This is a genomic window from Janthinobacterium lyxosi, assembly GCF_051380665.1.
GTDB lineage: Bacteria > Pseudomonadota > Gammaproteobacteria > Burkholderiales > Burkholderiaceae_D > Janthinobacterium.
Window position 1 is genome coordinate 1 of sequence record NZ_JBNYXM010000031.1, and the last position, 25,433, is coordinate 25,433.

The following is a 25,433-nucleotide window of genomic DNA, read 5'->3' on the forward strand; positions in this document are numbered from 1 at the left end:
GATCTATGTTCTGTCGAAAGACGAAGGCGGCCGTCATACGCCATTCTTCAACAACTATCGTCCACAGTTCTACTTCCGCACGACGGACGTGACTGGTTCGATCGAGTTGCCAGCAGATAAAGAAATGGTCATGCCAGGCGATAACGTGTCGATCACCGTCAAGCTGATCAACCCGATCGCGATGGAAGAAGGTCTGCGCTTCGCTATCCGTGAAGGCGGCCGTACCGTCGGCGCCGGCGTGGTTGCAAAAATCCTCGCATAAGGAAATGTTATGCTACCACCCGGGACGTCTTGGGTGGTAGAATAGCACTCCTCGAAAGTTTTACGTAGGGACGTAGCTCAATTGGCAGAGCGTCGGTCTCCAAAACCGAAGGTTGGGGGTTCGATGCCCTCCGTCCCTGCCACCGTCAAGGTGCAGGGCACCGAAAGTAGAAAAATGTCAAATCAATCCGTGCAAACCGTTAGCACGTCGAGTGACAAGATAAAAGTCGCGCTGGCAATAGTAGCTGCGATTGCAGGAGTAGTCGGGTTTTATTACCTGGCAGGCCAACCAGCTCTGGTGCGTGCAAGCGCGCTTGTGGCTGGTTTGGTTATTGCTGTTGCGTTCTTGTATGTCTCGACGACCGGCCGTGAATTTCTCAATTTCGCCAAAGAAGCTGTGCGCGAAACCAAGAAAGTCGTTTGGCCTACCCGCAAAGAAGCCACGCAGATTACTGCGATCGTGTTTGCCTTTGTGCTGGTCATGGCGATTTTCCTGTGGGGCACGGATAAATTGCTCGAGTTTTTGTTGTATGACGTAATTCTGGGTTGGAAAAAATAATGAGCGAAAATGTGCATGATGAAGCGGCGGACGAGTCCGTTCCGGGCGACGCTCCGGTAGCGGATACTGGTGCAGCGCTGAGCGTGCCAGTGAGCAGCAAGCGCTGGTATGTCGTGCATGCTTATTCCGGCATGGAAAAAAGCGTCATGCGCGCACTGACCGAGCGCATCGAGCGCGCGGGCATGCAAGACCAGTTCGGTCAGATCCTGGTGCCGATCGAAGAAGTAGTCGAAGTCAAGAATGGCGTAAAGTCCGTCACCGAACGTCGTTTCTATCCTGGCTATGTGCTGGTTGAAATGGAAATGACGGACGAGAGCTGGCACTTGGTGAAGAACACCAGCAAGGTTACCGGCTTTATTGGTGGCAAGTCGAACAAGCCGACGCCGATCTCCGCGCGCGAAATCGACGGCATCATGAAGCAGATGCAAGAGGGTGTCGAGAAGCCCCGTCCTAAAACCTTGTACGAGGTGGGCGAGCAGGTACGCATCAAGGACGGTCCGTTCACCGATTTCAACGGCAATGTCGAAGAAGTCAATTACGAGAAATCCAAAGTGCGCGTTTCGGTTACCATTTTCGGCCGCGCTACTCCGGTGGAACTCGAATTCGGCCAGGTCGAAAAAGTTTAAGTTGTATCAGCGCCACCAGGAGCGCCGCGGCAGTCTCAGCGAAATCCGGTCAGAGGAGCCCCGCCAGGGTAGGATCGGCGGGGCGCTACTACTCAATCCAAGATAGGAGCCATCATGGCAAAGAAAATCATTGGTTTTATCAAGCTGCAAGTGCCAGCTGGTAAAGCAAACCCATCCCCACCAATCGGTCCAGCTCTGGGTCAACGTGGTCTGAACATCATGGAATTCTGCAAAGCCTTCAATGCACAGACCCAAGGTCTGGAGCCAGGCATGCCGATTCCAGTCGTGATCACCGCGTTTGCGGACAAGTCCTTCACGTTCGTGATGAAGACGCCTCCAGCAACCTACCTGATCAAAAAAGCTGCTGCGATCACCAAAGGTTCGCCGAAGCCACATACCGACAAAGTCGGTACGCTGACCCGCGCACAAGCTGAAGAAATCGCTAAATTGAAAACCCCTGATCTGACCGCTGCCGACATGGATGCTGCTGTACGCACCATCGCTGGTTCCGCTCGTTCGATTGGTATCACGGTGGAAGGTGTTGTATAATGGCTAAGTTATCCAAACGTATCAAGGCTTTGAAAGCCAAAGTCGACCGTACCAAAGTGTACGCTTTCGACAGCGCTGTCGTTCTGATCAAAGAGTGCGCAACGGCCAAGTTCAATGAATCGATCGACGTATCGGTACAACTGGGCGTCGATCCTAAGAAATCCGACCAAGTGGTGCGCGGCTCCGTCGTGCTGCCAGCTGGTACCGGCAAAACCGTACGCGTGGCTGTCTTCGCGTCGGGCGAAAAAGCAGAAGCTGCCAAAGCAGCTGGCGCCGACATCGTTGGTATGGAAGACCTGGCTGAATCGATCAAAGCCGGTAACATGCCTTTCGATATCGTTATCGCTTCGCCAGATACCATGCGTATCGTTGGTACCCTGGGTCAGATCCTGGGTCCACGCGGCCTGATGCCTAACCCGAAAGTTGGCACTGTTACTGCTGACGTCGCTACCGCCGTGAAAAACGCGAAAGCCGGTCAAGTTCAGTACCGTACCGACAAATCCGGTATCATCCACGCTACCATCGGCCGTAAATCGTTCGCTGACGCAGATCTGAAATCGAATCTGGTCGCACTGATCGACGCACTGAACAAAGCCAAGCCAGCATCGAGCAAAGGCGTGTACCTGCGCAAAGTTTCGCTGTCGTCGACCATGGGCGCTGGCGTCCGTGTTGACCAGGCTAGCCTGGCAGCTTAAGTAAAGAATCAAGTCCTGTGGCGCCTTCGGGCGCTGCGGGCGCATCTTTGGGCTGTCTGTCCGGTGTTCGCACCAGGCAGGCAGGCAATCAAAGACCGTTGGGCCGACTGCGATCGCACATGCAGAAGGTTAATAGGCTTGCCGGCAACGGCAAGTGCCCAACGCAGATGGTGTACCCGAACAAGTTTTGTAGTCCTCATGCTGCGTGAATCCATCCGCTCAGTTTAGTACTTCTTGACTTCGGACGCCGTGTTCGAACCGATGCAAGGCGCTCAACCACTCGGTTGTGATTGCCGAACATCATTTAAGGAGGTTGACCGTGAGTCTCAATCTGAATGACAAAAAGGCCGTCGTTGCCGAAGTTTCCGCACAAGTAGCAAATGCGCAAACGATCGTCGTGGCCGAATATCGTGGCATCCAGGTTGGTCACTTGACGCAACTGCGTGCTAAAGCGCGTGCCCAAGGCGTGTACCTGCGTGTGTTGAAAAACACTCTGGCTCGTCGCTCCGTTGAAGGTACCGCATTCGCCAGCCTGGCAGATGCCATGACCGGCCCGTTGATCTACTCGATCTCGGCCGATGCCGTTGCAGCAGCTAAAGTCATCGCTGACTTCGCTAAAACCAACGATAAACTGGTCATCAAAGCAGGTAACTACGCAGGCAAGCCGCTGGATACAGCTGCTGTCACCGCGTTGGCGAGCATTCCTAGCCGTGAAGTTCTCATTTCGCAGTTGTTGGGCGTTATGCTGGCTCCGGTTTCGGGCTTTGCACGTGGTCTGGCTGCCCTGGCAGCGAAAAAAGGCGAAGGCGCCGAAGCTCCTGCAGAAGCAGCAGCAGAAGAAGCCCCAGCAGCCGCTTAATTGCGCGCGCTTTTTTCTCTCAGTACCAATCTGATGTAACTAACGTAATAAATTTAGGAGTTTCAAAATGGCAATTAGCAAAGACGATATCCTGGAAGCAGTTAGCGCCATGTCCGTAATGGACCTGAACGACCTGGTTAAAGCATTCGAAGAAAAATTCGGCGTGTCCGCAGCAGCAATGGCTTCGGCCGGTCCTGCAGCAGGCCCAGCAGCAGCTGCTGAAGAGCAAACCGAATTCAACGTCATCCTGGACAGCTTCGGCGCAAACAAAGTTGGCGTCATTAAAGCAGTTCGCGAAATCACCGGCCTGGGCTTGAAAGAAGCTAAAGACCTGGTCGATGGCGCACCAAAAACTGTGAAAGAAGCAGTGTCGAAAGCTGACGCTGAAGCAGCACAGAAGAAACTGGTAGAAGCCGGCGCAACCGCTTCGATCAAGTAATATCTGTACCGGCGGCAGTTAGCGCCCGAGTCAAAGTCTGAGGTTTCCCCTCGCAAGGGGGGAAATCCGACTTTGGCTCCTTTGTCGTCTGCATCGTATTTGTCATGTAGTTGTAGCAGCAGTTTTTATTCGATTCAAGCCGGAAAGCAGAGCCTTGAGGTTTCGTCTGTGTCACACGCAGCGGTGCAAACGAACACTTGCAAAACCTGAATTTTCTATCCTTTCTGTCACTCACGGAGTGTCCATGCACTACTCATTTACTGAGAAGAAACGCATTCGCAAATCATTCGCGAAGCGCGCCAACGTTCACCACGTTCCGTTCCTGCTGGCGACCCAGCTCGAGTCTTATCATAGCTTCTTGCAAGAGGACATAGCACCGTCCGGCCGCAAGAATGATGGCCTGCAGTCGGCTTTCACTTCGATTTTCCCTATCGTTTCGCACAATGGTTTTGCGCGTCTCGAATTCTTGTCGTACGTTCTGGGCGATCCTGCCTTTGACGTCAAAGAATGTCAACAACGTGGCCTGACGTTCGCGTCGCCGCTGCGCGCGAAAGTGCGCCTGGTGATCCTGGACAAGGAATCGCCAACCAAGCCTGTCGTCAAGGAAATGAAAGAACAGGAAGTCTACATGGGCGAATTGCCGCTCATGACGACCACCGGTTCGTTCGTGATCAACGGCACGGAGCGGGTTATCGTTTCCCAGCTGCACCGTTCGCCTGGCGTGTTCTTCGAGCACGACCGCGGCAAGACTCACTCGTCCGGTAAACTGCTGTTCTCCGCGCGTATCATTCCTTACCGCGGTTCGTGGCTGGACTTCGAGTTCGACCCGAAAGACATCCTGTTCTTCCGCGTCGACCGCCGCCGCAAGATGCCAGTAACGATCCTGCTCAAAGCCATCGGCATGTCGCACGAGCAAATCCTGGCCAATTTCTTTGTCTTCGACAATTTCAACCTGCGCTCCGAAGGCGCGGAAATGGAATTCGTCGCCGAACGTCTGCGCGGCGAAGTGGCGCGCTTTGACATCGTCGACAAGTCGGGCAAGACTCTGGTGCTGAAAGACAAGCGTATCAACGCCAAGCACGTGCGTGATATCGAAGCTGCCGGCATCAAGCACATTTCCGTACCGGAAGACTACCTGCTGGGCCGCGTATTGGCGAAGAACATCGTCGATGGCGACACTGGTGAAGTCGTCGCCTCCGCGAACGATGAGCTGACGGAAGACTTGCTGGGCCGCTTGCGCGATGCCAACATTTCCGAAATCCAGACCTTGTACACCAACGACCTGGATCAAGGCGCCTACATCTCGCAAACCCTGCGTATCGACGACACCGCCGACCAGATGGCTGCGAAAGTGGCGATCTACCGCATGATGCGTCCAGGCGAACCGCCAACGGAAGATTCCGTTGAAGCGCTGTTCAATGGCCTGTTCTACAACTCGGACCGCTACGACCTGTCGGCCGTGGGCCGCATGAAGTTCAACCGCCGCATTGGCCGCGATGAACTGACCGGCGCCATGACCCTGTCGAACGAAGACGTGCTGGCCGTGATCAAGATCCTGGTGGAACTGCGCAATGGCCGCGGCGAAGTCGACGATATCGATCACCTGGGTAACCGTCGCGTACGTTGCGTGGGCGAACTGGCCGAGAATCAATTCCGCGCCGGCCTGGTGCGTGTTGAGCGTGCCGTCAAGGAACGCCTCGGCCAAGCCGAAGCGGACAACCTGATGCCGCACGACCTGATCAACTCGAAGCCGATTTCGGCTGCGATTCGCGAGTTCTTTGGTTCGTCCCAGTTGTCGCAGTTCATGGACCAAACCAATCCTCTGTCGGAAATTACCCACAAGCGCCGCGTATCGGCTCTGGGACCCGGCGGTCTGACACGCGAACGCGCCGGCTTTGAAGTGCGCGACGTGCATCCGACCCACTACGGCCGCGTCTGCCCGATCGAGACACCGGAAGGTCCGAACATTGGTCTGATCAACTCGCTGGCTCTGTATGCCCGCCTGAATGAATACGGCTTCCTGGAAACCCCGTACCGCAAGGTCGAAGGCTCCAAGATCACCGACCAGATCGACTACCTGTCCGCCATCGAAGAAGGCCGCTACATCATCGCCCAGGCGAATGCGACCATCAGCGATGAAGGTACTTTGTCCGATGAACTGGTGTCGGCCCGTGAAGCCGGCGAAACCATCCTGGTATCCCCGGAGCGCATCCAGTACATGGACGTGGCGCCAGGCCAGATCGTTTCCGTCGCTGCCTCGCTGATTCCGTTCCTCGAACACGATGATGCAAACCGTGCATTGATGGGCGCCAACATGCAACGCCAGGCTGTGCCTTGCTTGCGTCCTGAAAAAGCGCTGGTCGGTACCGGTATCGAACGCACCGTTGCGGTCGACTCGGGCACCACCGTGCAAGCCTTGCGTGGCGGTATCGTCGATTACATCGATGCGGGCCGTGTCGTGATTCGCGTCAACGATGACGAAGCCACCGCTGGTGAAGTGGGCGTCGACATCTACAACCTGATCAAGTACACCCGTTCGAACCAGAACACCAACATCAACCAGCGTCCTATCGTGCAAGTGGGCGACCGTGTTGCCAAGCGCGACGTGATCGCCGATGGCGCATCGACCGACCTGGGTGAATTGGCGCTGGGCCAGAACATGACCGTGGCCTTCATGCCATGGAATGGTCTGAACTTCGAAGATTCGATCCTGATCTCGGAAAACGTCGTCAAGGACGACCGCTACACCTCGATTCACATCGAAGAGCTGTCGGTGGTTGCGCGTGACACGAAACTGGGCGCGGAAGAAATTACGCGCGACATCTCGAACCTGGCTGAAAATCAGCTGGCTCGTCTGGATGAGTCCGGTATCGTCTACATCGGCGCTGAAGTACAAGCCGGCGACACCCTGGTCGGTAAAGTGACGCCTAAAGGCGAAACCCAGCTGACCCCGGAAGAGAAGCTGCTGCGCGCGATTTTCGGCGAAAAAGCGTCGGATGTGAAAGATACCTCGCTGCGCGTGCCTTCGGGCATGATCGGTACCGTGATCGACGTGCAAGTCTTCACCCGTGAAGGCATCGTGCGCGACAAGCGTGCCCAGCAAATTATCGATGACGAACTGAAACGCTTCCGTCTGGATTTGAATGACCAGATGCGTATCGTTGAAGGCGATGCCTTCCAGCGTCTGGAAAAAATGCTGATCGGCAAAGTTGTCAACGGCGGCCCTAAAAAGCTGGCCAAAGGCGCCAAGATCACCAAGGAATACCTGGACGATCTGGATAAATACCACTGGTTCGACATCCGCCCTGCGGACGACGATGCAGCGGTAGCGCTCGAAGCGATCAAGGAATCGATCAACGAGAAGCGTCACCAGTTCGATCTGGCCTTCGAAGAGAAGCGCAAGAAACTGACGCAAGGCGATGAGCTGCAACCAGGCGTGCAAAAAATGGTCAAGGTATACCTGGCCGTGAAACGCCGCCTGCAGTCGGGCGACAAGATGGCCGGTCGCCACGGTAACAAGGGTGTGGTTTCCCGTATTGTTCCTGTGGAAGACATGCCATACATGGCCGACGGCACGCCAGCCGACGTTGTGCTGAACCCGCTGGGCGTTCCTTCGCGGATGAACGTTGGTCAGATTCTCGAGACTCACTTGGGCTGGGCTGCCAAGGGCCTGGGTATCCGCATCGGCGAAATGCTGAAGGCGCAAACCAAGGTCGAGCAAGTGCGCAAGTACCTGACGACGATCTACAACGACAATGGCCGCGCGGAAGATCTGGACAAGTTTGATGATGAAGAGATCATGAAACTGGCCGAAAACCTGAAAAAAGGTGTGCCATTCGCCACGCCAGTGTTTGACGGCGCGAACGAAGAAGAGATCCGCCGCATGCTGGACCTGGCGTATCCGGACGACATCGCCAAGAACCTGGGCATGACCGCTTCGAAAAACCAGGTGACCATGTATGACGGTCGCACCGGTGAAGCGTTCGAGCGCAAGGTTACTGTCGGCGTCATGCACATGCTGAAACTGCATCACTTGGTCGATGACAAGATGCATGCGCGTTCGACCGGTCCTTACTCGCTGGTAACGCAGCAGCCGCTGGGTGGTAAAGCCCAGTTCGGTGGTCAGCGTTTCGGTGAGATGGAAGTCTGGGCACTGGAAGCGTATGGCGCGTCGTATGTCTTGCAAGAGATGTTGACCGTCAAGTCCGATGACGTGAACGGCCGTACCAAAGTGTACGAAAACCTGGTCAAGGGCGACCACGTGATCGACGCCGGCATGCCTGAATCGTTCAACGTGCTGGTCAAGGAAATCCGTTCGCTGGGTATCGATATCGACCTCGAACGCAACTAAAAGACAGCCACCTGTCATTTGGTTTGGGAAACACAAAGCCCGGCTGGGAAACCATGCCGGGCAATGTAGTCTCAGGAATATAGAAATTTAATCACCTCTGGAGTGATACATGAAAGCACTGCTCGATCTATTCAAGCAAGTACAGACCAACGAGACCTTCGATGCAATCAAGATCGGTCTCGCTTCGCCTGAGAAAATCCGTTCGTGGTCCTACGGCGAAGTCAAGAAGCCGGAAACCATCAACTACCGTACCTTCAAGCCTGAGCGCGATGGCCTGTTCTGCGCCAAGATCTTTGGCCCGATCAAGGATTACGAATGCCTGTGCGGCAAGTACAAGCGCCTGAAACACCGCGGCGTGATCTGCGAAAAGTGCGGCGTCGAAGTCACCCTGGCCAAAGTGCGCCGTGAGCGCATGGGCCACATCGAACTGGCCTCGCCGACCGCGCACATCTGGTTCCTGAAATCGCTGCCGTCGCGTCTGGGCATGGTCCTGGACATGACCCTGCGGGACATCGAACGCGTGCTGTACTTTGAAGCATACGTCGTGACCGATCCAGGCATGACCCCGCTGAAGAAGTGCCAGATCATGTCGGAAGATGACTACGCCGCCAAGTACGAAGAGTACGGCGACGACTTCACCGCCTTTATGGGCGCCGAAGGTATCCGTGAACTGCTGCGCTCGATCGACATCCACCGCGATGCCGAAACCCTGCGCGTGGAACTGAAGGAATCGAAATCCGAAGCCAAGATCAAGAAATACGCCAAACGCCTTAAGGTGTTAGAAGCGTTCCAACGTTCGGGCATCAAGCCTGACTGGATGATCATGGAAGTGCTGCCAGTGCTGCCGCCGGAACTGCGTCCGCTGGTACCGCTCGATGGTGGCCGTTTCGCGACCTCGGATCTGAACGATCTGTATCGCCGCGTTATCAATCGTAACAACCGTCTGAAACGCCTGATGGAGCTGCGCGCTCCAGAGATCATCACGCGCAACGAAAAGCGCATGCTGCAAGAAGCAGTCGATTCGCTGCTGGACAATGGCCGTCGCGGCAAAGCGATGACCGGCGCCAACAAGCGTCCGCTGAAGTCCTTGGCCGAGATGATCAAGGGCAAGGGCGGCCGTTTCCGTCAAAACTTGTTGGGCAAACGCGTCGATTACTCCGGTCGTTCGGTCATCGTCGTGGGCCCGCAATTGAAACTGCATCAGTGCGGCTTGCCGAAACTGATGGCGCTGGAACTGTTCAAGCCATTCATTTTCAATAAACTGGAACTGATGGGTCTGGCGACCACGATCAAGGCAGCGAAAAAGCTGGTCGAGATTCAAGAGCCGGTCGTGTGGGACATCCTGGAAGACGTGATCCGTGAACATCCGATCATGTTGAACCGCGCACCGACCTTGCACCGTCTGGGTATCCAGGCGTTCGAGCCAGTCCTGATTGAAGGCAAGGCCATCCAGTTGCACCCACTCGTCTGCGCGGCATTCAATGCCGACTTTGACGGTGACCAAATGGCGGTCCACGTTCCTCTGTCGATCGAAGCGCAGATGGAAGCACGCACCCTGATGCTGGCGTCGAACAACATCCTGTTCCCATCGAACGGCGAACCGTCGATCGTGCCGTCGCAGGATATCGTGCTGGGTCTGTACTACGCGACCCGCGAAGCGATCAATGCGAAGAACGAAGGGATGATGTTCCCTGACGTCTCGGAAGTGATCCGCGCCTACGACAACAAGGAAGTCGAACTGACGACCCGCGTGACCGTGCGTATTACCGAATACCCGAAAAACGCCGAAACGGGCGAATTCGAGAAAACGGTAACGCGTTACGAAACGACGATCGGTCGTGCGATCCTGTCGGAAATTCTGCCTAAAGGCTTGCCGTTCTCCGTACTGAACCGCGCGCTGAAAAAGAAAGAAATTTCCAAGCTGATCAACACGTCGTTCCGCAAGTGCGGCCTGCGCGCCACCGTGGTGTTCGCAGACAAACTGATGCAATCGGGTTTCCGCCTGGCGACACGCGCCGGTATCTCGATCTGCGTCGACGACATGCTGGTACCGCCGCAAAAAGTCACGCTGATCGCGGCGGCCGAATCGGAAGTCAAGCAGATCGAACAGCAATACGCCTCGGGTCTCGTGACCGCCGGCGAGCGTTACAACAAGGTGGTCGATATCTGGGGCAAAACCTCGGATGAAGTCGGCAAGGCCATGATGGACCAGCTCAAAGTCGAAGACGTGATCCGCCGCGACGGCACCAAGTCGACGCAAGAATCGTTCAATGCCATTTACATGATGGCCGACTCCGGCGCGCGCGGTTCCGCAGCCCAGATTCGTCAGTTGGCCGGTATGCGTGGTCTGATGGCGAAACCGGATGGCTCGATTATCGAAACGCCGATTACCGCGAACTTCCGCGAAGGTCTGAACGTTTTGCAGTACTTCATTTCGACCCACGGTGCGCGTAAAGGTCTGGCCGATACGGCGCTGAAAACGGCGAACTCCGGTTACCTGACGCGTCGTCTGGTCGACGTGACGCAAGATCTGGTCGTCATCGAAGACGATTGCGGCACCATGAACGGCGCGCTGATGAAGGCGCTGGTCGAAGGTGGTGAAGTCATCGAAGCGCTGCGCGATCGTATCCTCGGCCGCGTTACCGTGCACGATGTCGTCCATCCTGAAACCCAGGAAACACTGTACGAAGCCGGTTCGCTGCTGGACGAAGACATGGTCGAAGAGATCGAGCGTCTGTCCATCGATGAAGTCAAGGTGCGCACGCCACTGACTTGCGACACGCGCTTCGGCCTGTGCGCCAAGTGCTATGGCCGCGACCTGGGCCGCGGTTCGATGGTCAACGCCGGCGAAGCCGTCGGCGTGGTGGCGGCACAGTCGATTGGTGAGCCGGGTACCCAGCTGACCATGCGTACCTTCCACATTGGTGGTGCGGCATCGCGTGCGGCAGTGGCATCGTCGGTGGAAGCCAAGTCGAACGGTACCATCCGCTTCACGGCAACCATGCGTTACGTGACGAACGGCAAGGGCGCGCAAATCGTCATTTCCCGTTCCGGCGAAGTGCTGATCACCGATGACCACGGTCGCGAGCGTGAGCGTCATAAAGTGCCGTACGGCGCGACCCTGATCGTCAAGGATGGCCTGGTCATCAAGGCCGGCACGGCCCTGGCAACCTGGGATCCGCTGACCCGCCCGATCATTACCGAATACGCCGGTCTGGTGCGTTTCGAGAACGTCGAAGAAGGCGTCACCGTTGCCCGTCAGGTCGACGAAGTGACCGGTCTGTCCACCCTGGTGGCGATCGATGCGAAACGTCGCGGTTCGCTGACCAAGACCCTGCGTCCGCAAGTCAAGCTGATCAACGACGCGAACGAAGAAGTCAAGATCGCCGGCACCGAACACTCGGTGGCGATCGGCTTCCAGGTCGGCGCGCTGATCATGGTGAAAGACGGCCAGTCGGTGTCGGTCGGTGAAGTGCTGGCGCGTATTCCTACTGAATCGCAGAAAACGCGCGATATTACCGGTGGTCTGCCACGCGTTGCGGAACTGTTCGAAGCGCGCTCGCCGAAAGATGCCGGCATGCTGGCGGAAGTCACGGGTACGGTTGCGTTCGGTAAAGAAACCAAGGGCAAGCAGCGTCTGGAAATCACGGACATGGACGGCAACAAGCATGAGTTCTTGATTACCAAGGACAAACAAGTGCTGGTGCATGACGGCCAAGTCGTGAACAAGGGCGAGATGATCGTGGACGGCCCGGCCGATCCGCAAGACATCCTGCGCCTGCTGGGTATCGAAGCGCTGGCACGTTACATCGTTGACGAAGTGCAAGACGTGTACCGTCTGCAAGGCGTGAAGATCAATGACAAGCACATCGAAGTGATCGTGCGTCAGATGCTGCGCCGTGTTCAGATCGTCAATGCCGGCGACACCAACTACATCGTTGGCGAGCAGGTAGAGCGTTCGGAACTGCTGGATCAGAACGACTTGATGGAAGCCGGAAACAAAATTCCTGCAACCTACGAAAACGTTCTGCTGGGTATTACCAAGGCTTCCTTGTCGACCGATTCGTTCATCTCGGCCGCATCGTTCCAGGAAACCACCCGCGTGCTGACGGAAGCGGCGATCATGGGCAAGCGCGATGGTCTGCGTGGCCTGAAAGAGAACGTCATCGTCGGTCGCCTGATACCTGGCGGTACGGGTCTGGCCTTCCACCGCGCACGCAAAGAAAAAGAAGCGTGGGAAGTGGAAGAGCGTCAAGCACTGCTGCTGGCCGAGAAAGCCTCGATGGCCGGCGAAGCTGCCGAAGCGCTGCAAGATATCGAAACCCAGCAACACCACGGCGACGAAGCGTAATCTACGCTGTTAGCTGACAAGAACGGCATCTTCGGGTGCCGTTTTTTTACGCCTGCGCACTTCTCCAAAACATGCGGACAAAACAGCGTGGAACGCGGCAAATCACGGTGGCCCATGTATATCCAGCAGTATCACCATTGCAAAACGTGATTTGCACTGCATTAAAAAGAATGCCACTTCGGCTATTGCTGATTCACGCCTGTCATGTTGTATTGGCAGTATGGATCAATGGAAGACGAACGATGCGTTGAGAGTCCTGCCAAGTCTTACTCCTATTCATGGCCGAGATTAACAATTAAATCGCTACGCCTCCATTCATCGGTTTGCATATCAATATGGCGAGTTACTGTCGCATCAGGAATGCTTGAGTTGATAGGCTAAAACTCTGGTGATGCAGTTGGTGCAAGACTGGCGGATGTGGCGGACTGGAACATCTGGTCGTCGCGCGCGCGAATCTGAAGTGAGCGCTCAGAAGGATGCTTGACTGCCAACTGCCAACTGCCAACTGCCAACTGCCAACTGCCAACTGCCAACTGCCAACTGCCCGCGATGGTGTCATCACCACGTCGCTGCGCATGTGTTAGCCCAATTGCCTGTGACGGCGCATCGTCGCCTTGTTGTGCTGTCACGCAGTATTACCCCCGCCACGCCAGTTTCCAGTTTATTCATGCTAAGATTTGGCGCATGATTGCCCAAGCCCTGTTTACTCCAGCCCAGCAGAAACTGCTGGGGTTGCTCTTTGTCCGCGTGAATGAAGGCTTTCATTTGAACGAGATCATGCGTTTGACGGGGCTGGGCAGCGCGTCGGCGCAACGGGAACTGCGGCGCCTGCATGAATCCGGCCTGATCACCTCGGAGCGGATCGGCAATGTGCGGCGCTTCTGGCCCAACAAGGAAAGCCTCGTGTATCCCGAGCTGAGTGGACTGGTGCAGAAAACCTTCGGCATTGTCGGCGTGCTCAGCGCGACCCTGGCGCCCTTGCGTGGCCAGCTGCACCTGGCATTCGTGTCGGGTGCCACGGCGAAGGGACAGGATATGCCTGGCAGCGCCATCGATCTGCTGCTGGTGGGTGAGGAAGCCAATTATGGCGATCTGTTGACGGGATTGGCCCCGGCCGAGCGAACCTTGCGGCGTAAAATCAATCCCAACTTATATACGCTGGCCGATTATCGCCGGCGTCTGCGTGAAGGCCAGCCATTTCTGCTGCAGGTATTACAGCAACCGAAATTGTTTGTCATCGGCGATGAATCGCTATTGCATGCGCTGGCATTGCCAGATTCTGCAATGCAAGCGAATGACACGCCATCTGTATTCTAAAGGCCGGGTCTGGCATTCAATTTCTGATGTATGAAATTGTTGGCTAGAAAAATATCTGAGGCGGATTGATCGTATGATGAATAAACTACAGGCTTTCGGTTTAATTGTTTCCCAGGCAGTGCGCGGAGAATTAATTTTCCCCACTAGTGTTAATTCTGCGCTGCAATTGCAATTGGCTTTGGCCGAACCGGACTGCCATATCGACCATGCGATCAAGTTGGTACTGGCCGAGCCCTTGCTGGCGGCGCGCACGGTCGCGTTGGCCAACTCGGCCGTGTATAGCCGCGGCGATGCGGCGCCCGTGACCAGCGTGCGCGCCGCCGTCATGCGCATGGGTTACCGCAATCTGTATGCGCTGGTGGCGGCGATGGTGGTGCGCCAGTTCGGCAGCAAGATCATCGACCCCGTCCTGCGCCAGAAGGCGACACAGCTGTGGGAGCACACGGCGCACGTGGCGGCGCTGGCGCACGTGCTAGCCCGCCGCGTCACGCACGTCGATGCCGACACGGCGCTGTTCGCCGGTATCGTGCATGAGGTGGGCGGCTTTTACTTGTTATCGCGCGCCGATGAATTCCCGGGCCTGCTCGACGACGATGCGGATCACTGGATGGAGTCCGCCGAAGAAATCATTTCCCGTGAAGTCATGAAGAAGCTGCTGATCCCGCTGGCCGTGAGTGTAGCCATCGAAGGCTTGCGCGATGGCTTGCTGTCGATCCCGCCCGACTCCCTGCTCGACACCTTATTGTTGGCCAAGCAACTATCGCCCGTGCCGTCGCCGTTGCAAGTGACGTATGTGGAAATGCTCACGCCCTCCGACTCCGTCATCGATTTCATTATCGATAACGAAACCCTGCAAAGCATCCTCGCCGAATCGGCCGAAGAAGTGCGCTCGATGAGTGCGGCACTGCTGGTGTAGCCGAAAACGCTACCGGCAAAAAAAACGGCAGCGCCATCGAGGTGCTGCCGTTTTGCCTTCAGGTGCTGCGTTTTACTGTTGCTGCGCGATCCACCGGTCGACCTTGGCTTCCAGCAGTTTCAGGGGCAGGGTACCGTCGTTGAGCACGACTTCATGGAATTTCGGCAGGCTGAACTTGTCGCCCAGCGCCTGTTGCGCGCGCTGGCGCAATTCGACGATCTTCAGCGAACCGATCTTGTAGCCCAACGCCTGGCCCGGCCAGGCCATGTAGCGTTCCGTTTCGCTTTTCGCCACGGCGTCATAGCCGAGGGTGTCGCGCATGTACTTGATCGTCTGCTCACGCGTCCAGCCTTTGGTGTGCAGTCCCGTATCGACCACCAGACGTACGGCGCGCAGCATCTCGTCGTTCAAGTGGCCGAAATACTGGGCCGTATCGTCGAACAGGCCCATTTCCTTGCCCAGCGTTTCCGCATACAGCGCCCAGCCTTCCGTGAAGGCATTGTTGCCGCCGAAACGGCGGAAGTTCGGCAAGTCCATCTCTTGCACCAGCGCCAGGTGGAAATGGTGGCCAGGCTTGCCTTCGTGCAGGAACAAGGTGGTCATGCCCGTGTCGCCATACAGTTTCGGATCGGTGACGACGGACCAGAACACGCCGGGGCGCGAACCGTCCGCGGCCGGCGCCGTGTAGTGGTCGGCGGCCGTGTCGCGGCTCAGTTCAGGCTCCAGGCGCAAGTCCAGCGGTGCCTTCGGCACCAGGGTGAACAGGGCGGGCAATTTGCTGTCCAGCAGCACGTTCAACTTGCGGTAGACGTCGAGCACTTCCTGTTCCGTCTTGAACGGGCGATATTTCGCCTGTTCCGAGACCCACACGGGCAAGCCGGCGGCCGGGCCGTTGTAGCCCATCTTCGGACCGACGATCGCGTACTGTTCCTGGATGCGCGCCACTTCCTTCAAGCCGATGGCGTGGATTTGCTCCGGTTTCAAGTCCGTGGTGGTGCTGCTGGCCACGCGCGCCTGGTACCAGGCAGCGCCATCGGGCAGGGCGCTCCAGCCGCTGCTCGTGCGACCGGCCGGCAGGTAATCGCTTTCCATGAAGGTGGACAGGCGCTGCAGCGCGGGCATCAGCTTGGCCTCGATGATGACGGTGTAGGTTTGCGTCAGGCGCGCCTTGTCCGCGTCGGAAAAGCTGGCCGGCAGGTTCTTGATGGGCGTGTAGTAAACGCTGTCCTGCGGCGTGGCGCTGACGAGCTTTTTGAATTGCGGCAAGGCCGATTCCGTCAGCGCCTTCGGCAGCACGATGCCCTTTTGCATGCCGACTTTCATGTTGGCGATGGCCTGGTCTATCCAGCCCGGCAACTGGCCGATACGGCTCAGGTAGGCGTCGTACTCCTTGACCGTGGTCAAAGGTTGCGATGCCTCGCCACCCGCATAATTGGCCAGGGTGACGGGCATGCTGTCCATCTGGTTCAGTGGCAGCAGGTAGTCGGGGAAGCGCTCGAAGCTCAGTGCCGTGCTCAGTTCATAGTCGAGGATATCGTAGTTGATCTGGTCCTGGTGCGACAGCTGCTGGCGGCCAATGCTGCGCAGGGTCTTCTGGTACTGGCGGTACAGGGCGAACTGTTTTGCGCGCGCGGCGGGGACGATGGCTGAACCGAGCTGGTCGTCAAAACGGTTGTCGCCGCTCTCGGTGGCATTGATCGGCTCGAAACGTGCCAGCGCATCGTAGTACTGATCGGCCACGACCTGCAATCGCTGCTTGGCTTGCGGCGCGCTGACGGCCACGGTTTTGGCTGCGGGCTGGGCCGCTTGCGCCATGGGGGCATGGGTGAGCAACAGGGAGATGGCCAGGGTGCCGAGGGTGCCGGCGGCAAAACGATGCTTCATGCGCGATGTCCTTTGTAAGGAGGAGAATGAACGGAGGCGTAGCGAGGTCGGGGTGGCCGCTCGCGAAGGAACAGCCGGGGCGTAAGCATACGCCATTGTCCAGTGCGTTTGGATAAATTGTAAGGAGGGAATGTTGCTATTTCGCCGTAGGCGGCAGGGCCGCTTTCATGGCCTGCCAGTGCTTGCTGGTCAATGGGATGCAGGCGGGGCAGGGCGTGGCGGCGATCAGGCTGCGGATTTGCTGGGCGCGCGCCGCCGTTTGCGGGTGCGAGGAAATCCAGCCCGGCGTCGCCTCTTTGTCCTTGTCATCAAGCTTCTGGAAAAAGCGCAGCATGCCGTCGGGACGGATGTGTGCGCGCTGCAAGGCAAGCAAACCGAGCCGGTCCGCTTCCTCTTCCATATCGCGGCTGAAATACAGGGTGCCGGCCTGGTGCGCCAGCATGGCGGCCACGGCGCTGATGTCGCCGATGGTCACGCCCACCAGGGCGCCCCAGCCCAGGCTGCTGATCATTTGCCGCAGCGAATGGCGCTGTTCCACATGCTGCACTTCATGCGCCAGCACGCCGGCCAGCTCGCCCGGGTCGCCCGCCTGGCGCAGCAAGCCCGTATGCACGACGATGATGCCGCCTGGCATGGCAAACGCGTTGACGGTGTCGTCCTGCTTGACCAGCCAGCGGTACTGGTAGCGCGAACCGGCCGTCAGCTTGCGGCCGATCTCCTGCACCGTTTGTTGCACCGCGCCGCTGTCATGGATGCCGCCCTGTGCGCGCACTTGCGACAGGGCCAGTTCGCCCAGCTGCTTTTCCGTCGACAAGGGGATCAATCCCGCCAGCGCGCCGATGGCATGGCCGCCTTGCCACCACAGCAGGGCAGCCGCAACGACGGCTGTGCCCGTCAAACCGGCCAGCCAGCCCGACACTTGCCGTCGGTTGCGCTGGCGCTCCCCCCACAGGCGCTGCAGTTGCGGCTGCAGCGCGGCCGGCGCTTCGTGCAAGACGATGGCGATGTCGCCCGCTGTCAACGGCTTGAGCGACGCTTGCCGGCCTTGTGCGTCGAGCCAGTTCAGGAACAGTTCCGGCCCATCGACACCGCCCACGCTGACGACCAGTTGCGCCACATCGACTGTGGAGCCGGGCGCATCGATGGCCAGCTGCGCGCCGAAGAAATGCGCGCTGACGGGCGTGCCGGCGGCGCCGCCATCGGGGCCAGTCAGCCGTGCCTGGAATGGCGTCATGCAGCCGCCTCGGCAAAACGGCTTTCATATAAGGCCGCCATCAGGTCGGACTGGCTGATGATGCCAGCCAGGCGCTCTTCACCGTCGAGGATGGGAATATGGTGATAGCCGGCGTCGGCCATCAGGGGCACGAGGTCGATGATGGGCGTGCCCAGGCGGGCCGTGTGTGGCGACGGCGTCATCAACTGGCCCACCACTTCGGGCTTGTCGCTGTGGCTGAGGCCGCTGCGCTGCAGCAGGCCGCGCAGGCGCTGGCGCATGCCCTGGTAATCGTCGAGGCCGCCATGGCGCAGAAAATCCGTCTGCGTGATGATGCCGATGACCCGGCGCGCCCGGTTGATGACGGGCAGGGCGCCCACATCGTGCTCGCGCATGGTGCGCCAGGCAACATCGAGCGGCGTGCCGAATTCCACGCTGAGCACGTCCTTCGACATGATGTCGGCGCAGGTGACGACGCCGAAGCGGCGCTGGTAGGCGCGCATTTCCGTTTGCAGGAAGATCGCCTGCAAATCGTCGCGGCTGATGTCGAGCACTTCGCTGTGCTGGCGCAAGACGGCATCGAGGTCATCCGGCGAAAATCCCAGGCGGGTGCTGGGAATGTCATCCTTCGTGGCGTGCGGATGCGGTGCGACCAGTTGCTGGGTATGCGGGTAGCGGCGTCCCGTCAGGTTGTTGTACAGCACGGCGCAGGCGACCAGTACGGCTGAATTGAACAGCACGGTGATGAAGACGAATTCAAAGCCGGCCGCATGCACGCTGGCGCCGCCGACCACGGTGGTCAAGGCCACGGCGCCGCCCGGCGGATGCAAACAGCGCAGGGCAAACATGGCGCCGATGGCCAGACAGGCCGCCAGCGCCGCCACGCCCACGCTGGGCCCCAGCCATTTCACGCAAGCCATGCCCACCATGCCGGAGACGACGTTGCCGCCCACCACGGACCACGGTTGCGCCAGCGGGCTGGCCGGCAGGCAAAACAGCAGCACGGCCGAGGCGCCCATGGGCGCGATCAGGTAGACGCTGGCGCTATCGGGGGCCAGCAGGAAGTGGCAGATGAGACCAGTGAGCAGCAAACCGCAGATGGCACCCGCGCAGGCGCGCAATTGTTCACGGCGGCTGCCGTTGTTCGGTTGCGGCAGCCAGCGTGCCAGGAAAGAAGTCGTCATGGGGGAGGGCGCGTTCGGGCCGCGTTGCTCAGTGTGAGCCCGATATTATCCCATGCGTTCCATTTCGCTGCCGGCGGGCATTAATCCTCGGCACAGACCGCCTGCAAGCCGTGCCGCTGCAGCAGGCGCCTGGTGGCCTCGATGGCGGAAGGCTCCCGCTTGCTGCAGGCGCAGGCATGGATGTCATTGAGGATCGTCGCCGCATCCTTGTGCGTGACGGTGACCATCAGCTCGCTCAGGTTGCGGTCGGAAAAGTGTTCATACAGCAGGCTCAATATGGCCCGATATGCCGTGTCGGGCATGCTGCAGGACAGCGTTGGGGCAAGGTATTTTGCATGCTCAAGCTGCTTCTCCTTGGTGGCGCTCTTATATGTGCTTATACGTTTTCCGCATAAGCACAGTGCAATTAAATGGTGGATATTTCCCACAAGCAGGCATATTCTAGACAGTCACGCCCGCTGGCAATAGGCCAGCTGGCCTCACGATTTCTCTCAGGAGCCCTGCATGCGCCTTTCCCTTTGCGTTTCCCTTTTCCTTGCCAGCCTGCTGCTTGCCGGCACCGCCATTGCCGCTGCCCCAACGCCGAGCACCCCTGTCGCCACGCCGCATTTGGCGTACAACGCGGCAGCCGACGCCAAGGCCGACGTGGCCCTCGCGCTGGCCGAGGCCAAGGCGGCCCACGTGCCTGTCTTGCTGATCTTTGGCGCCAACTGGTGCGAGGATTGCCGCGCGCTCGACAAGGCCTTGAAGGAAGGCAAGAACGCCGAGCTGATGCAACAGCAGTTCAAGGTCGTCAAGGTCGATGTGGGCAACTTCGACCATAACCTGGACGTGGCGCACGCCTATGGCAATCCGCTCAAGAAGGGCATTCCCGCTGCCGTGCTCGTATCGAGCGACAACAATCAGGTGCTGTACGCCACCAAGGGCGGCGAACTGGCGAATGCGCGCCGCATGAGCGAGAGCGGCATTTATGATTTCTTCAAGCAAGCGGCGAGCGTGAAAGCACCGGCGATGTAACCCCTTTAAAACTCTTCCCACGCATCGCTGGCCGGCGCTTTCGGGCGCGCGGCGGGGATCACTGCTTTGGCCGTTGCCGGGCGGGACGGCTTGGGCCGGGCGGGCTTGTAGGTCGGCTGCTGCGCCGCCGCAGCGTGGCCAGCTTCTTCCAGCTTGAAGACGCTGACCACCTGCGCCAGCCTGCCAGCCTGATCTTGCAAGGATTGGGCTGCTGCTGCCGCTTCTTCCACCAGGGCTGCATTTTGCTGGGTCGCATCATCCATCTGCGTGACCGTGGCATTGACTTGCGCGATGCCCTGGCTTTGCTCCTGGCTGGCTGAAGCGATCTCTCCCATCAGGTCTGCGACCCTCTGGACCGACACGACGATGTCTTGCATGGTGGCGCCGGCGGAGTCGACCAGCTTGCTGCCTGCTTCCACCTTGCTGCCCGAATCGACGATCAAGTCCTTGATTTCCCTGGCCGCCGCTGCCGAGCGTTGCGCCAGGTTGCGCACTTCTGTCGCCACCACGGCAAAGCCGCGGCCCTGTTCGCCCGCGCGCGCCGCCTCGACTGCCGCGTTCAGGGCGAGGATATTGGTTTGAAAGGCAATGCCGTCAATCACGCCGATAATGTCCGCGATCTTGCGCGAACTTTCCGTAATCGCGCCCATCGTCTGCACCACCTGGTCCACCACTTGGCCTCCCTTGACAGCGTGGCTCGAGGCCGACACTACCAACTGGTTCGCCTGGCGCGCATTATCCGCGTTCTGTTTCACGGTCGACGTCAGCTCTTCCATGGCCGCAGCCGTCTCTTCCAGGCTCGACGCCTGGGTTTCCGTGCGGGCCGACAGGTCCAGGTTGCCCGAGGCGATCTGGCTCGATGCGCTGGCTATGGCCCCGGTACTGTCGCGAACTTCGCGTATCGTCACGTTCAGCGAGGCGACGAAGCGATTGAAGGCGGTGGCCAATGCACCGACCTCGTCTTCCGATTCGACCGGCATGCGGCGGCTCAGGTCGCCGTTCCCGCTGGCGATCTCGCTGAGCATGTCCGCCGCGCGTGCGACGGGGGCGGCGATGGCGCGGCTGATGACGTAAATGATGCACAGGGCGATGCCGCCACCGACCAGGCCGGCGATCAAGGCGGCGATCAAGGCTGAACGCATGATATTGCCCAGCACTTCCGTTTCCGGCACTTCAGCCATCACATACAGCTTGAGTTCCGGCACGAAGGAGGCGGCGACGAACTGGCGTCCCGCAGGCGCATCGTAGATGGCGTACGCGTATTTGTTGCCCGTCAGCAGGCTCTTGCTCAGGGTATCGCTAAAGCCGGGCAAGTCCTTGAGTTGATGCTTGCCGTCGGCCAGGGTCGGGTCGCGGTGGATCAAGAGGCTGCCGTCGGCGCGCACCAGGTAGACATGACCGGTCTGGCCGATCTTGTAGCTGCGGATGGTGTCGGCCATGGCCTCGACGCTCAAGCCCATGCCTGCAATGACGGCCTTGCCACCCGCCGTCTGGCCCCGCGCATTCAGAAATAGCATGAAACTGCCCGAGGCTGGATCGCGGTCCAGGTTGATCGTGTGCTGTTTGTTTTCGTCGAGCATGCTGAAGAACCAATGATCGGCTGGCTGTTGCTTGTCCAGTGTGCGGATCAGGCCCGCATCGGTCATGTATCTGGAGGCAGTTTGCGAACTCCAGCTGACGACGGCCGCCTTGTTTTTTTCCTTGAGCATTTTGGCGTAGCGCTGGAACGTGGCCAAGCCGTTTTCCGCCAGGTCCGCGTCTTCCCAGTCTTGCAGAAAGACATCATTGGCCATCGTTTGCACCACCGACAGCGGTTGGTTGATCTGGCGCAGCACATCGTTGCGGATTTCGCCCACCTGGGCTGGCAGTTCCTGGCCGACGACGCGCTCGCGCACATAATCGCTGCTCATGCGCACGCTGAGGAAGGATGAAATTCCCATGAAAAGCAGCAGGCATAAACCCATGCTGAACATCAATTTTTTCTGGATGGAGAGGTGGCGAAGCAGATGCATGGACGACCCTGGGAACGGGCCTGCGCGACTGGCAGAGGTTGCCGGACATGCACAGGCAAGTGCGCAGTATAGCGACCGATAGGAGGTATATAGGGATGATATGGCGTATTTAATGCAGACGTGTTGCCATATGGCAACGACCACGATGCATCAACATGCGCATTTTTCATGCGCATCCGTGCCAGGTGGAAAAATGTTCAGGCAGGCAAGCCGTGGGCGATCAATTCCAGCGGCAATTCCGTGCTGCACTTGATTTGCTCCATGGAAAAGGCGGACGACACGCCTGTCAGTTGCACGGCCTTGATGAGCTTTTTATAGAAGGTATCGTAACCCTTGATGTCGGTGGTGACGACTTTCAGCAGGTAGTCGATGTCGCCGCTCATACGGTGAAATTCCTGTACCTCGGGCAAGACAATGACGGCGGCGGCAAAGCGGCGCAGCCATTTTTCATCGTGCTGTCCCGTGCGCACGCTGACGAATACGGTCACGGGCAAGCCCACTTTTTGCCGGTTGACGATGGCCACGCGACTCTCGATATAGCCCTCTTCCTCCAGGCGCTTGACGCGCTTCCAGCAGGGCGTGCTGGACAAGCCGATCTTCTCGCTGAGGGCGGCGATCGACAGGGTGCCATCCTGCTGCAGGGCGGCGAGGATGGCGCAATCAAATTTGTCGAGCGATGTGTTTGGTGAATTCATTTCGTTATTTTGTGTTTTGTGGCATACATATGCTACATATTAACGCGTTTGCAGTGTCTTTTGGCATATCTTCACGGCAGCGTGCCGGTAAACTATCCATACGTTCCAGCCGCCTGCGCTGCGTCCTTTTTAGCTGCGCCCTTTTTATAGAATACTCAGACGGCCATCATGAAAGAAATCTACCTCGACAGCAATGCCACCACTTGTGTGCTGCCCGCCGCCGTTGCCGCCGCCCGGCAAGCGATGGAGCAGGGCTATGGCAATCCCAGCAGCACGCACGCCACGGGATTGCAGGCCAAGGCCATGATGGATGGCGTACGCCAGCGCGCCAGCCGCTTGCTGGGCGTGGGCGATGGCCGATTGATGTTCAATAGCGGCGCTACCGAAGGCATCCAGACGGCCGTGCTGTCGGCCCTGTGCGCGCTGCGCGAGCGGCGCGTTGCGGGCAAGCGCATCGGCAGCCTGCTGCTGTATGGCGCGACCGAGCATAAGGCCGTGCCGGAAAGTCTGGCGCACTGGAACCGTTTATTGGGCCTGAACCTGGAAGTGCACAAGCTGCCTGTCGATGCGCAGGGGCGCCACGATCTGCAGGCACTCGATGCGCTGATCGGCGACGCGGCCATGCTGTGCACGATGGCGGCGAACAATGAAACGGGCGTCATCAGCGATTTGTCCGCCATCGCCCAGCTGCTGCAGGAACGCGGTGCCGATGCGTACTGGATGGTCGATTGCGTGCAGGCGCTGGGCAAGCTGAAACTCAACCTGGCTGCCACGCGCATCGATTACGCGCCGTTTTCCGGCCACAAGCTGTATGCGCCCAAGGGCATCGGCATGCTGTACGTGCGCGCCGGCGCGCCGTTTACCCCCCTGATGATGGGCGGCGGCCAGGAAGCTGGCCTGCGCTCGGGCACGGAGAACATGGCCGGCATCGCCGCCCTGGGCGCCGTGCTGGCGGCACTGGAGGATGGCAAGACCTTCCGCAGCCACGCCGACCTAGCCATTTTCCGCGAACAACTGGTGGCCAGCCTGGAGCGCGCTTTCCCCGGCATCGTTTTCAATATGCCATTCGCGTTGTCGCTACCGACCACGCTCAATTTTTCCGTGCCCGGCCTGTCCTCGAAAGAGCTGCTGGACCTGTTCGATGCGGCGCGTGTGCGCGTCAGCTCGGGCAGCGCCTGTTCCGCCGCCAAGGCCCTGCCCAGCTATGTGCTGGAAGCCATGCACGTGCCGCAATGGCGCGCCAGCTCGGCCATCCGTCTGTCGTTCGGCCCCCTGATTGACGCAGCGACGATAGCCGCCGCCTGCGCGCGCATCGAGCGTTGCGGCGAGGCCTTGCGCAGCAGCTGTTTGCTGCCGTCGGCGCTGGCGCCATCGCCGCAGGACGGCGTGATCCAGCTGAGCGTGGATGGCCAGTGCACCTGGCTGCTCAGCGACGCTGCCAGCGCCAGTTGTGTCGTCATCGATCCCGCCGCCGCGCTCGTGCCGCGCCTGGCCGCCTTCATCCGCTGCCAGCACCTGGCCTTGCGCGCCATCGTGCACACGGCAGCGCCCGCCGACCATGGCGCGGCGCGCCTGGCGTTGCTGCAGGAACTCGCTATCGAACAGGTGGGTCGCATCGATATCGACGGTGAGCTGGAGCTGGGCCAGCAGCGCCTGCGGCGGATCGAGTGCGGCCAAGATCACGCCGCCCACGTGTACCTGCTGGGGCAGCATTTCGCCTTCATCGGCAGCCTGGCGCCCGAGGCGCTGATGCCCTTGCTGGATGCGGCGCTGGTGACGCCGGACACCGTGCTGTGCGCCGCATGCGACGACGGCAGCATCTGCAGCACCGTGCGCACGGTGCAGGACGGCCTCGTGCCTGCCGCCGAACTGCAGCTCGATGCGGCCGGCCTGCCCGCCTTCCTGCGCCAGCATCCCGACGCCATCCTCGTCGACGTGCGTGAAGCGTATGAACACGCGGCTTGCGCCGGCACGGTGTTCGAGGGCTGCGCAGTGCACAGCGTACCGCTGAGCCGCCTGGCAGGACAGGTGGCCGCATGGCTGCAGCAGCCACAGCGCCCCCTGGTCTTTTTCTGCCGCAGCGGCAATCGCAGCGCGCGTGCCGCCGCCTGTCTGCGCCGCCTGGGCCATGCTGCTGCATGGCAACTCAATGGCGGCATGGCGATGGCGGAAGCGACGCATCACCCACTGGCCATCGCGGCTTGACGGGGTTGAGGTTTCTCCTCTGGAATATTGCATCGTGCCATCATTGGCACGGTGCTGGTCGTTGAATTCCTCCTGTTCATTTCCTACAGGCATTTTTCTCCCCTGCACGGGCTGATTTCTTTGCCTGCACGTCCCTAAAACCTCGGGTATGTACGCTAGCGCACGGTCTTGCGGGCAGGGCGCACCTACGATGAAGTTCAGAAAATCTCCCTATACCCTGAGATTCGTCGCAACGCTCCGGCGCTTCGCTTTCCGTCTTCGCCAGTGTCCGATCATGTTCTTCCAGACTGGGCTGGCGTG

The 25,433-nt window shown here is 59.1% G+C and carries 19 protein-coding genes and 1 tRNA gene; 14 read left to right on the plus strand and 6 right to left on the minus strand.

What is annotated here, in order from left to right:
• The 12 genes from ACQ4WP_RS24010 to ACQ4WP_RS24065 form a co-directional block, all read left to right on the plus strand.
• Positions 1-262, plus strand: a 262-nt coding sequence (locus tag ACQ4WP_RS24010; RefSeq protein ID WP_495542766.1) for an EF-Tu C-terminal domain-related protein, incomplete at its 5' end; no start/stop codon positions are given.
• 66 nt (positions 263-328) lie between these two features.
• Positions 329-404 (plus strand) — tRNA-Trp (locus tag ACQ4WP_RS24015).
• Between the two features lie 32 nt (positions 405-436).
• Complete coding sequence (gene secE / locus ACQ4WP_RS24020) at positions 437-820, plus strand: preprotein translocase subunit SecE (RefSeq protein ID WP_436525090.1); 384 nt, start codon at positions 437-439, stop codon at positions 818-820.
• The gene (gene nusG, locus ACQ4WP_RS24025) at positions 820-1,446 is read left to right on the plus strand and encodes a transcription termination/antitermination protein NusG (protein WP_034753130.1); all 627 of its coding nucleotides are present in this window, start codon (positions 820-822) and stop codon (positions 1,444-1,446) included. The genes secE and nusG overlap by 1 nt, the downstream gene beginning before the upstream one ends.
• Before the next feature lie 114 nt (positions 1,447-1,560).
• Positions 1,561-1,995, plus strand: a complete 435-nt coding sequence (gene rplK, locus ACQ4WP_RS24030) for a 50S ribosomal protein L11 (RefSeq protein WP_034753131.1) — start codon at positions 1,561-1,563, stop codon at positions 1,993-1,995.
• Positions 1,995-2,690, plus strand: coding sequence for a 50S ribosomal protein L1 (gene rplA / locus ACQ4WP_RS24035; protein WP_436525031.1), 696 nt, complete (start codon positions 1,995-1,997; stop codon positions 2,688-2,690). Before rplK ends, rplA begins: the two co-directional genes overlap by 1 nt.
• A gap of 319 nt (positions 2,691-3,009) precedes the next feature.
• Positions 3,010-3,549, plus strand: a complete 540-nt coding sequence (rplJ, locus tag ACQ4WP_RS24040; RefSeq protein WP_034753621.1) for a 50S ribosomal protein L10 — start codon at positions 3,010-3,012, stop codon at positions 3,547-3,549.
• A 67-nt stretch (positions 3,550-3,616) separates the two neighbouring features.
• Positions 3,617-3,988, plus strand: coding sequence for a 50S ribosomal protein L7/L12 (gene rplL / locus ACQ4WP_RS24045; RefSeq protein WP_010394320.1), 372 nt, complete (start codon positions 3,617-3,619; stop codon positions 3,986-3,988).
• Between the two features lie 244 nt (positions 3,989-4,232).
• A complete protein-coding gene (gene rpoB, locus ACQ4WP_RS24050) occupies positions 4,233-8,339 on the plus strand; it encodes a DNA-directed RNA polymerase subunit beta (RefSeq protein ID WP_436525033.1) in 4,107 nt (1,368 codons plus the stop codon).
• A 109-nt stretch (positions 8,340-8,448) separates the two neighbouring features.
• The gene (gene rpoC, locus ACQ4WP_RS24055; protein ID WP_436525035.1) at positions 8,449-12,690 is read left to right on the plus strand and encodes a DNA-directed RNA polymerase subunit beta'; all 4,242 of its coding nucleotides are present in this window, start codon (positions 8,449-8,451) and stop codon (positions 12,688-12,690) included.
• Positions 12,691-13,170: 480 nt separating this feature from the next.
• A complete protein-coding gene (locus ACQ4WP_RS24060; protein WP_436525037.1) occupies positions 13,171-14,007 on the plus strand; it encodes an ArsR family transcriptional regulator in 837 nt (278 codons plus the stop codon).
• Between the two features lie 76 nt (positions 14,008-14,083).
• The gene (locus ACQ4WP_RS24065) at positions 14,084-14,923 is read left to right on the plus strand and encodes an HDOD domain-containing protein (protein ID WP_436525092.1); all 840 of its coding nucleotides are present in this window, start codon (positions 14,084-14,086) and stop codon (positions 14,921-14,923) included.
• A gap of 72 nt (positions 14,924-14,995) precedes the next feature.
• Here ACQ4WP_RS24065 and ACQ4WP_RS24070 read toward each other — a convergent pair whose 3' ends face one another.
• The 4 genes from ACQ4WP_RS24070 to ACQ4WP_RS24085 form a co-directional block, all read right to left on the minus strand.
• Positions 14,996-16,807, minus strand: coding sequence for a DUF885 domain-containing protein (locus tag ACQ4WP_RS24070; protein ID WP_436525039.1), 1,812 nt, complete (start codon positions 16,805-16,807; stop codon positions 14,996-14,998).
• Positions 16,808-16,943: 136 nt separating this feature from the next.
• Positions 16,944-18,041 carry a M48 family metallopeptidase gene (locus ACQ4WP_RS24075; RefSeq protein WP_436525041.1) on the minus strand — a complete coding sequence of 366 codons (1,098 nt, stop codon included), beginning with the start codon at positions 18,039-18,041 and terminating at the stop codon, positions 16,944-16,946.
• The gene (locus tag ACQ4WP_RS24080) at positions 18,038-19,204 is read right to left on the minus strand and encodes an HPP family protein (protein WP_436525043.1); all 1,167 of its coding nucleotides are present in this window, start codon (positions 19,202-19,204) and stop codon (positions 18,038-18,040) included. The genes ACQ4WP_RS24075 and ACQ4WP_RS24080 overlap by 4 nt, the downstream gene beginning before the upstream one ends.
• Before the next feature lie 80 nt (positions 19,205-19,284).
• Complete coding sequence (locus tag ACQ4WP_RS24085) at positions 19,285-19,506, minus strand: hypothetical protein (RefSeq protein ID WP_436525045.1); 222 nt, start codon at positions 19,504-19,506, stop codon at positions 19,285-19,287.
• A 202-nt stretch (positions 19,507-19,708) separates the two neighbouring features.
• Between ACQ4WP_RS24085 and ACQ4WP_RS24090 the strand changes: the two genes are divergently transcribed.
• A complete protein-coding gene (locus tag ACQ4WP_RS24090; protein ID WP_436525047.1) occupies positions 19,709-20,221 on the plus strand; it encodes a thioredoxin family protein in 513 nt (170 codons plus the stop codon).
• A gap of 5 nt (positions 20,222-20,226) precedes the next feature.
• Here the strand turns inward: ACQ4WP_RS24090 and ACQ4WP_RS24095 are convergent, their stop codons facing one another.
• Together ACQ4WP_RS24095 and ACQ4WP_RS24100 are read right to left on the minus strand one after the other, a co-directional pair.
• Positions 20,227-22,233: a methyl-accepting chemotaxis protein gene (locus tag ACQ4WP_RS24095; RefSeq protein ID WP_436525049.1), complete on the minus strand. Its 2,007-nt coding sequence runs from the start codon at positions 22,231-22,233 to the stop codon at positions 20,227-20,229.
• 197 nt (positions 22,234-22,430) lie between these two features.
• Positions 22,431-22,928 (minus strand): Lrp/AsnC family transcriptional regulator, encoded by a 498-nt coding sequence (locus tag ACQ4WP_RS24100; protein WP_034783259.1) that lies wholly within the window; start codon positions 22,926-22,928, stop codon positions 22,431-22,433.
• A 168-nt stretch (positions 22,929-23,096) separates the two neighbouring features.
• Here ACQ4WP_RS24100 and ACQ4WP_RS24105 point away from each other — a divergent pair, with 168 nt between their 5' ends.
• Positions 23,097-25,133, plus strand: a complete 2,037-nt coding sequence (locus ACQ4WP_RS24105; protein WP_436525051.1) for an aminotransferase class V-fold PLP-dependent enzyme — start codon at positions 23,097-23,099, stop codon at positions 25,131-25,133.
• Positions 25,134-25,433: the final 300 nt, after the last annotated feature.

Bases quoted from the DNA above. Each gene is read 5' to 3' on its own strand.
- secE (WP_436525090.1), top strand. From the start codon at position 437: ATGTCAAATCAATCCGTGCAAACCGTTAGCACGTCGAGTGACAAGATA.
- nusG (WP_034753130.1), top strand. From the start codon at position 820: ATGAGCGAAAATGTGCATGATGAAGCGGCGGACGAGTCCGTTCCGGGC.
- rplK (WP_034753131.1), top strand. From the start codon at position 1,561: ATGGCAAAGAAAATCATTGGTTTTATCAAGCTGCAAGTGCCAGCTGGT.
- rplA (WP_436525031.1), top strand. From the start codon at position 1,995: ATGGCTAAGTTATCCAAACGTATCAAGGCTTTGAAAGCCAAAGTCGAC.
- rplL (WP_010394320.1), top strand. From the start codon at position 3,617: ATGGCAATTAGCAAAGACGATATCCTGGAAGCAGTTAGCGCCATGTCC.
- rpoB (WP_436525033.1), top strand. From the start codon at position 4,233: ATGCACTACTCATTTACTGAGAAGAAACGCATTCGCAAATCATTCGCG.
- rpoC (WP_436525035.1), top strand. From the start codon at position 8,449: ATGAAAGCACTGCTCGATCTATTCAAGCAAGTACAGACCAACGAGACC.
- ACQ4WP_RS24065 (WP_436525092.1), top strand. From the start codon at position 14,084: ATGAATAAACTACAGGCTTTCGGTTTAATTGTTTCCCAGGCAGTGCGC.
- ACQ4WP_RS24070 (WP_436525039.1), bottom strand. From the start codon at position 16,807: ATGAAGCATCGTTTTGCCGCCGGCACCCTCGGCACCCTGGCCATCTCC.
- ACQ4WP_RS24075 (WP_436525041.1), bottom strand. From the start codon at position 18,041: ATGACGCCATTCCAGGCACGGCTGACTGGCCCCGATGGCGGCGCCGCC.
- ACQ4WP_RS24080 (WP_436525043.1), bottom strand. From the start codon at position 19,204: ATGACGACTTCTTTCCTGGCACGCTGGCTGCCGCAACCGAACAACGGC.
- ACQ4WP_RS24085 (WP_436525045.1), bottom strand. From the start codon at position 19,506: ATGCCCGACACGGCATATCGGGCCATATTGAGCCTGCTGTATGAACAC.
- ACQ4WP_RS24090 (WP_436525047.1), top strand. From the start codon at position 19,709: ATGCGCCTTTCCCTTTGCGTTTCCCTTTTCCTTGCCAGCCTGCTGCTT.
- ACQ4WP_RS24095 (WP_436525049.1), bottom strand. From the start codon at position 22,233: ATGCATCTGCTTCGCCACCTCTCCATCCAGAAAAAATTGATGTTCAGC.
- ACQ4WP_RS24100 (WP_034783259.1), bottom strand. From the start codon at position 22,928: ATGAATTCACCAAACACATCGCTCGACAAATTTGATTGCGCCATCCTC.
- ACQ4WP_RS24105 (WP_436525051.1), top strand. From the start codon at position 23,097: ATGAAAGAAATCTACCTCGACAGCAATGCCACCACTTGTGTGCTGCCC.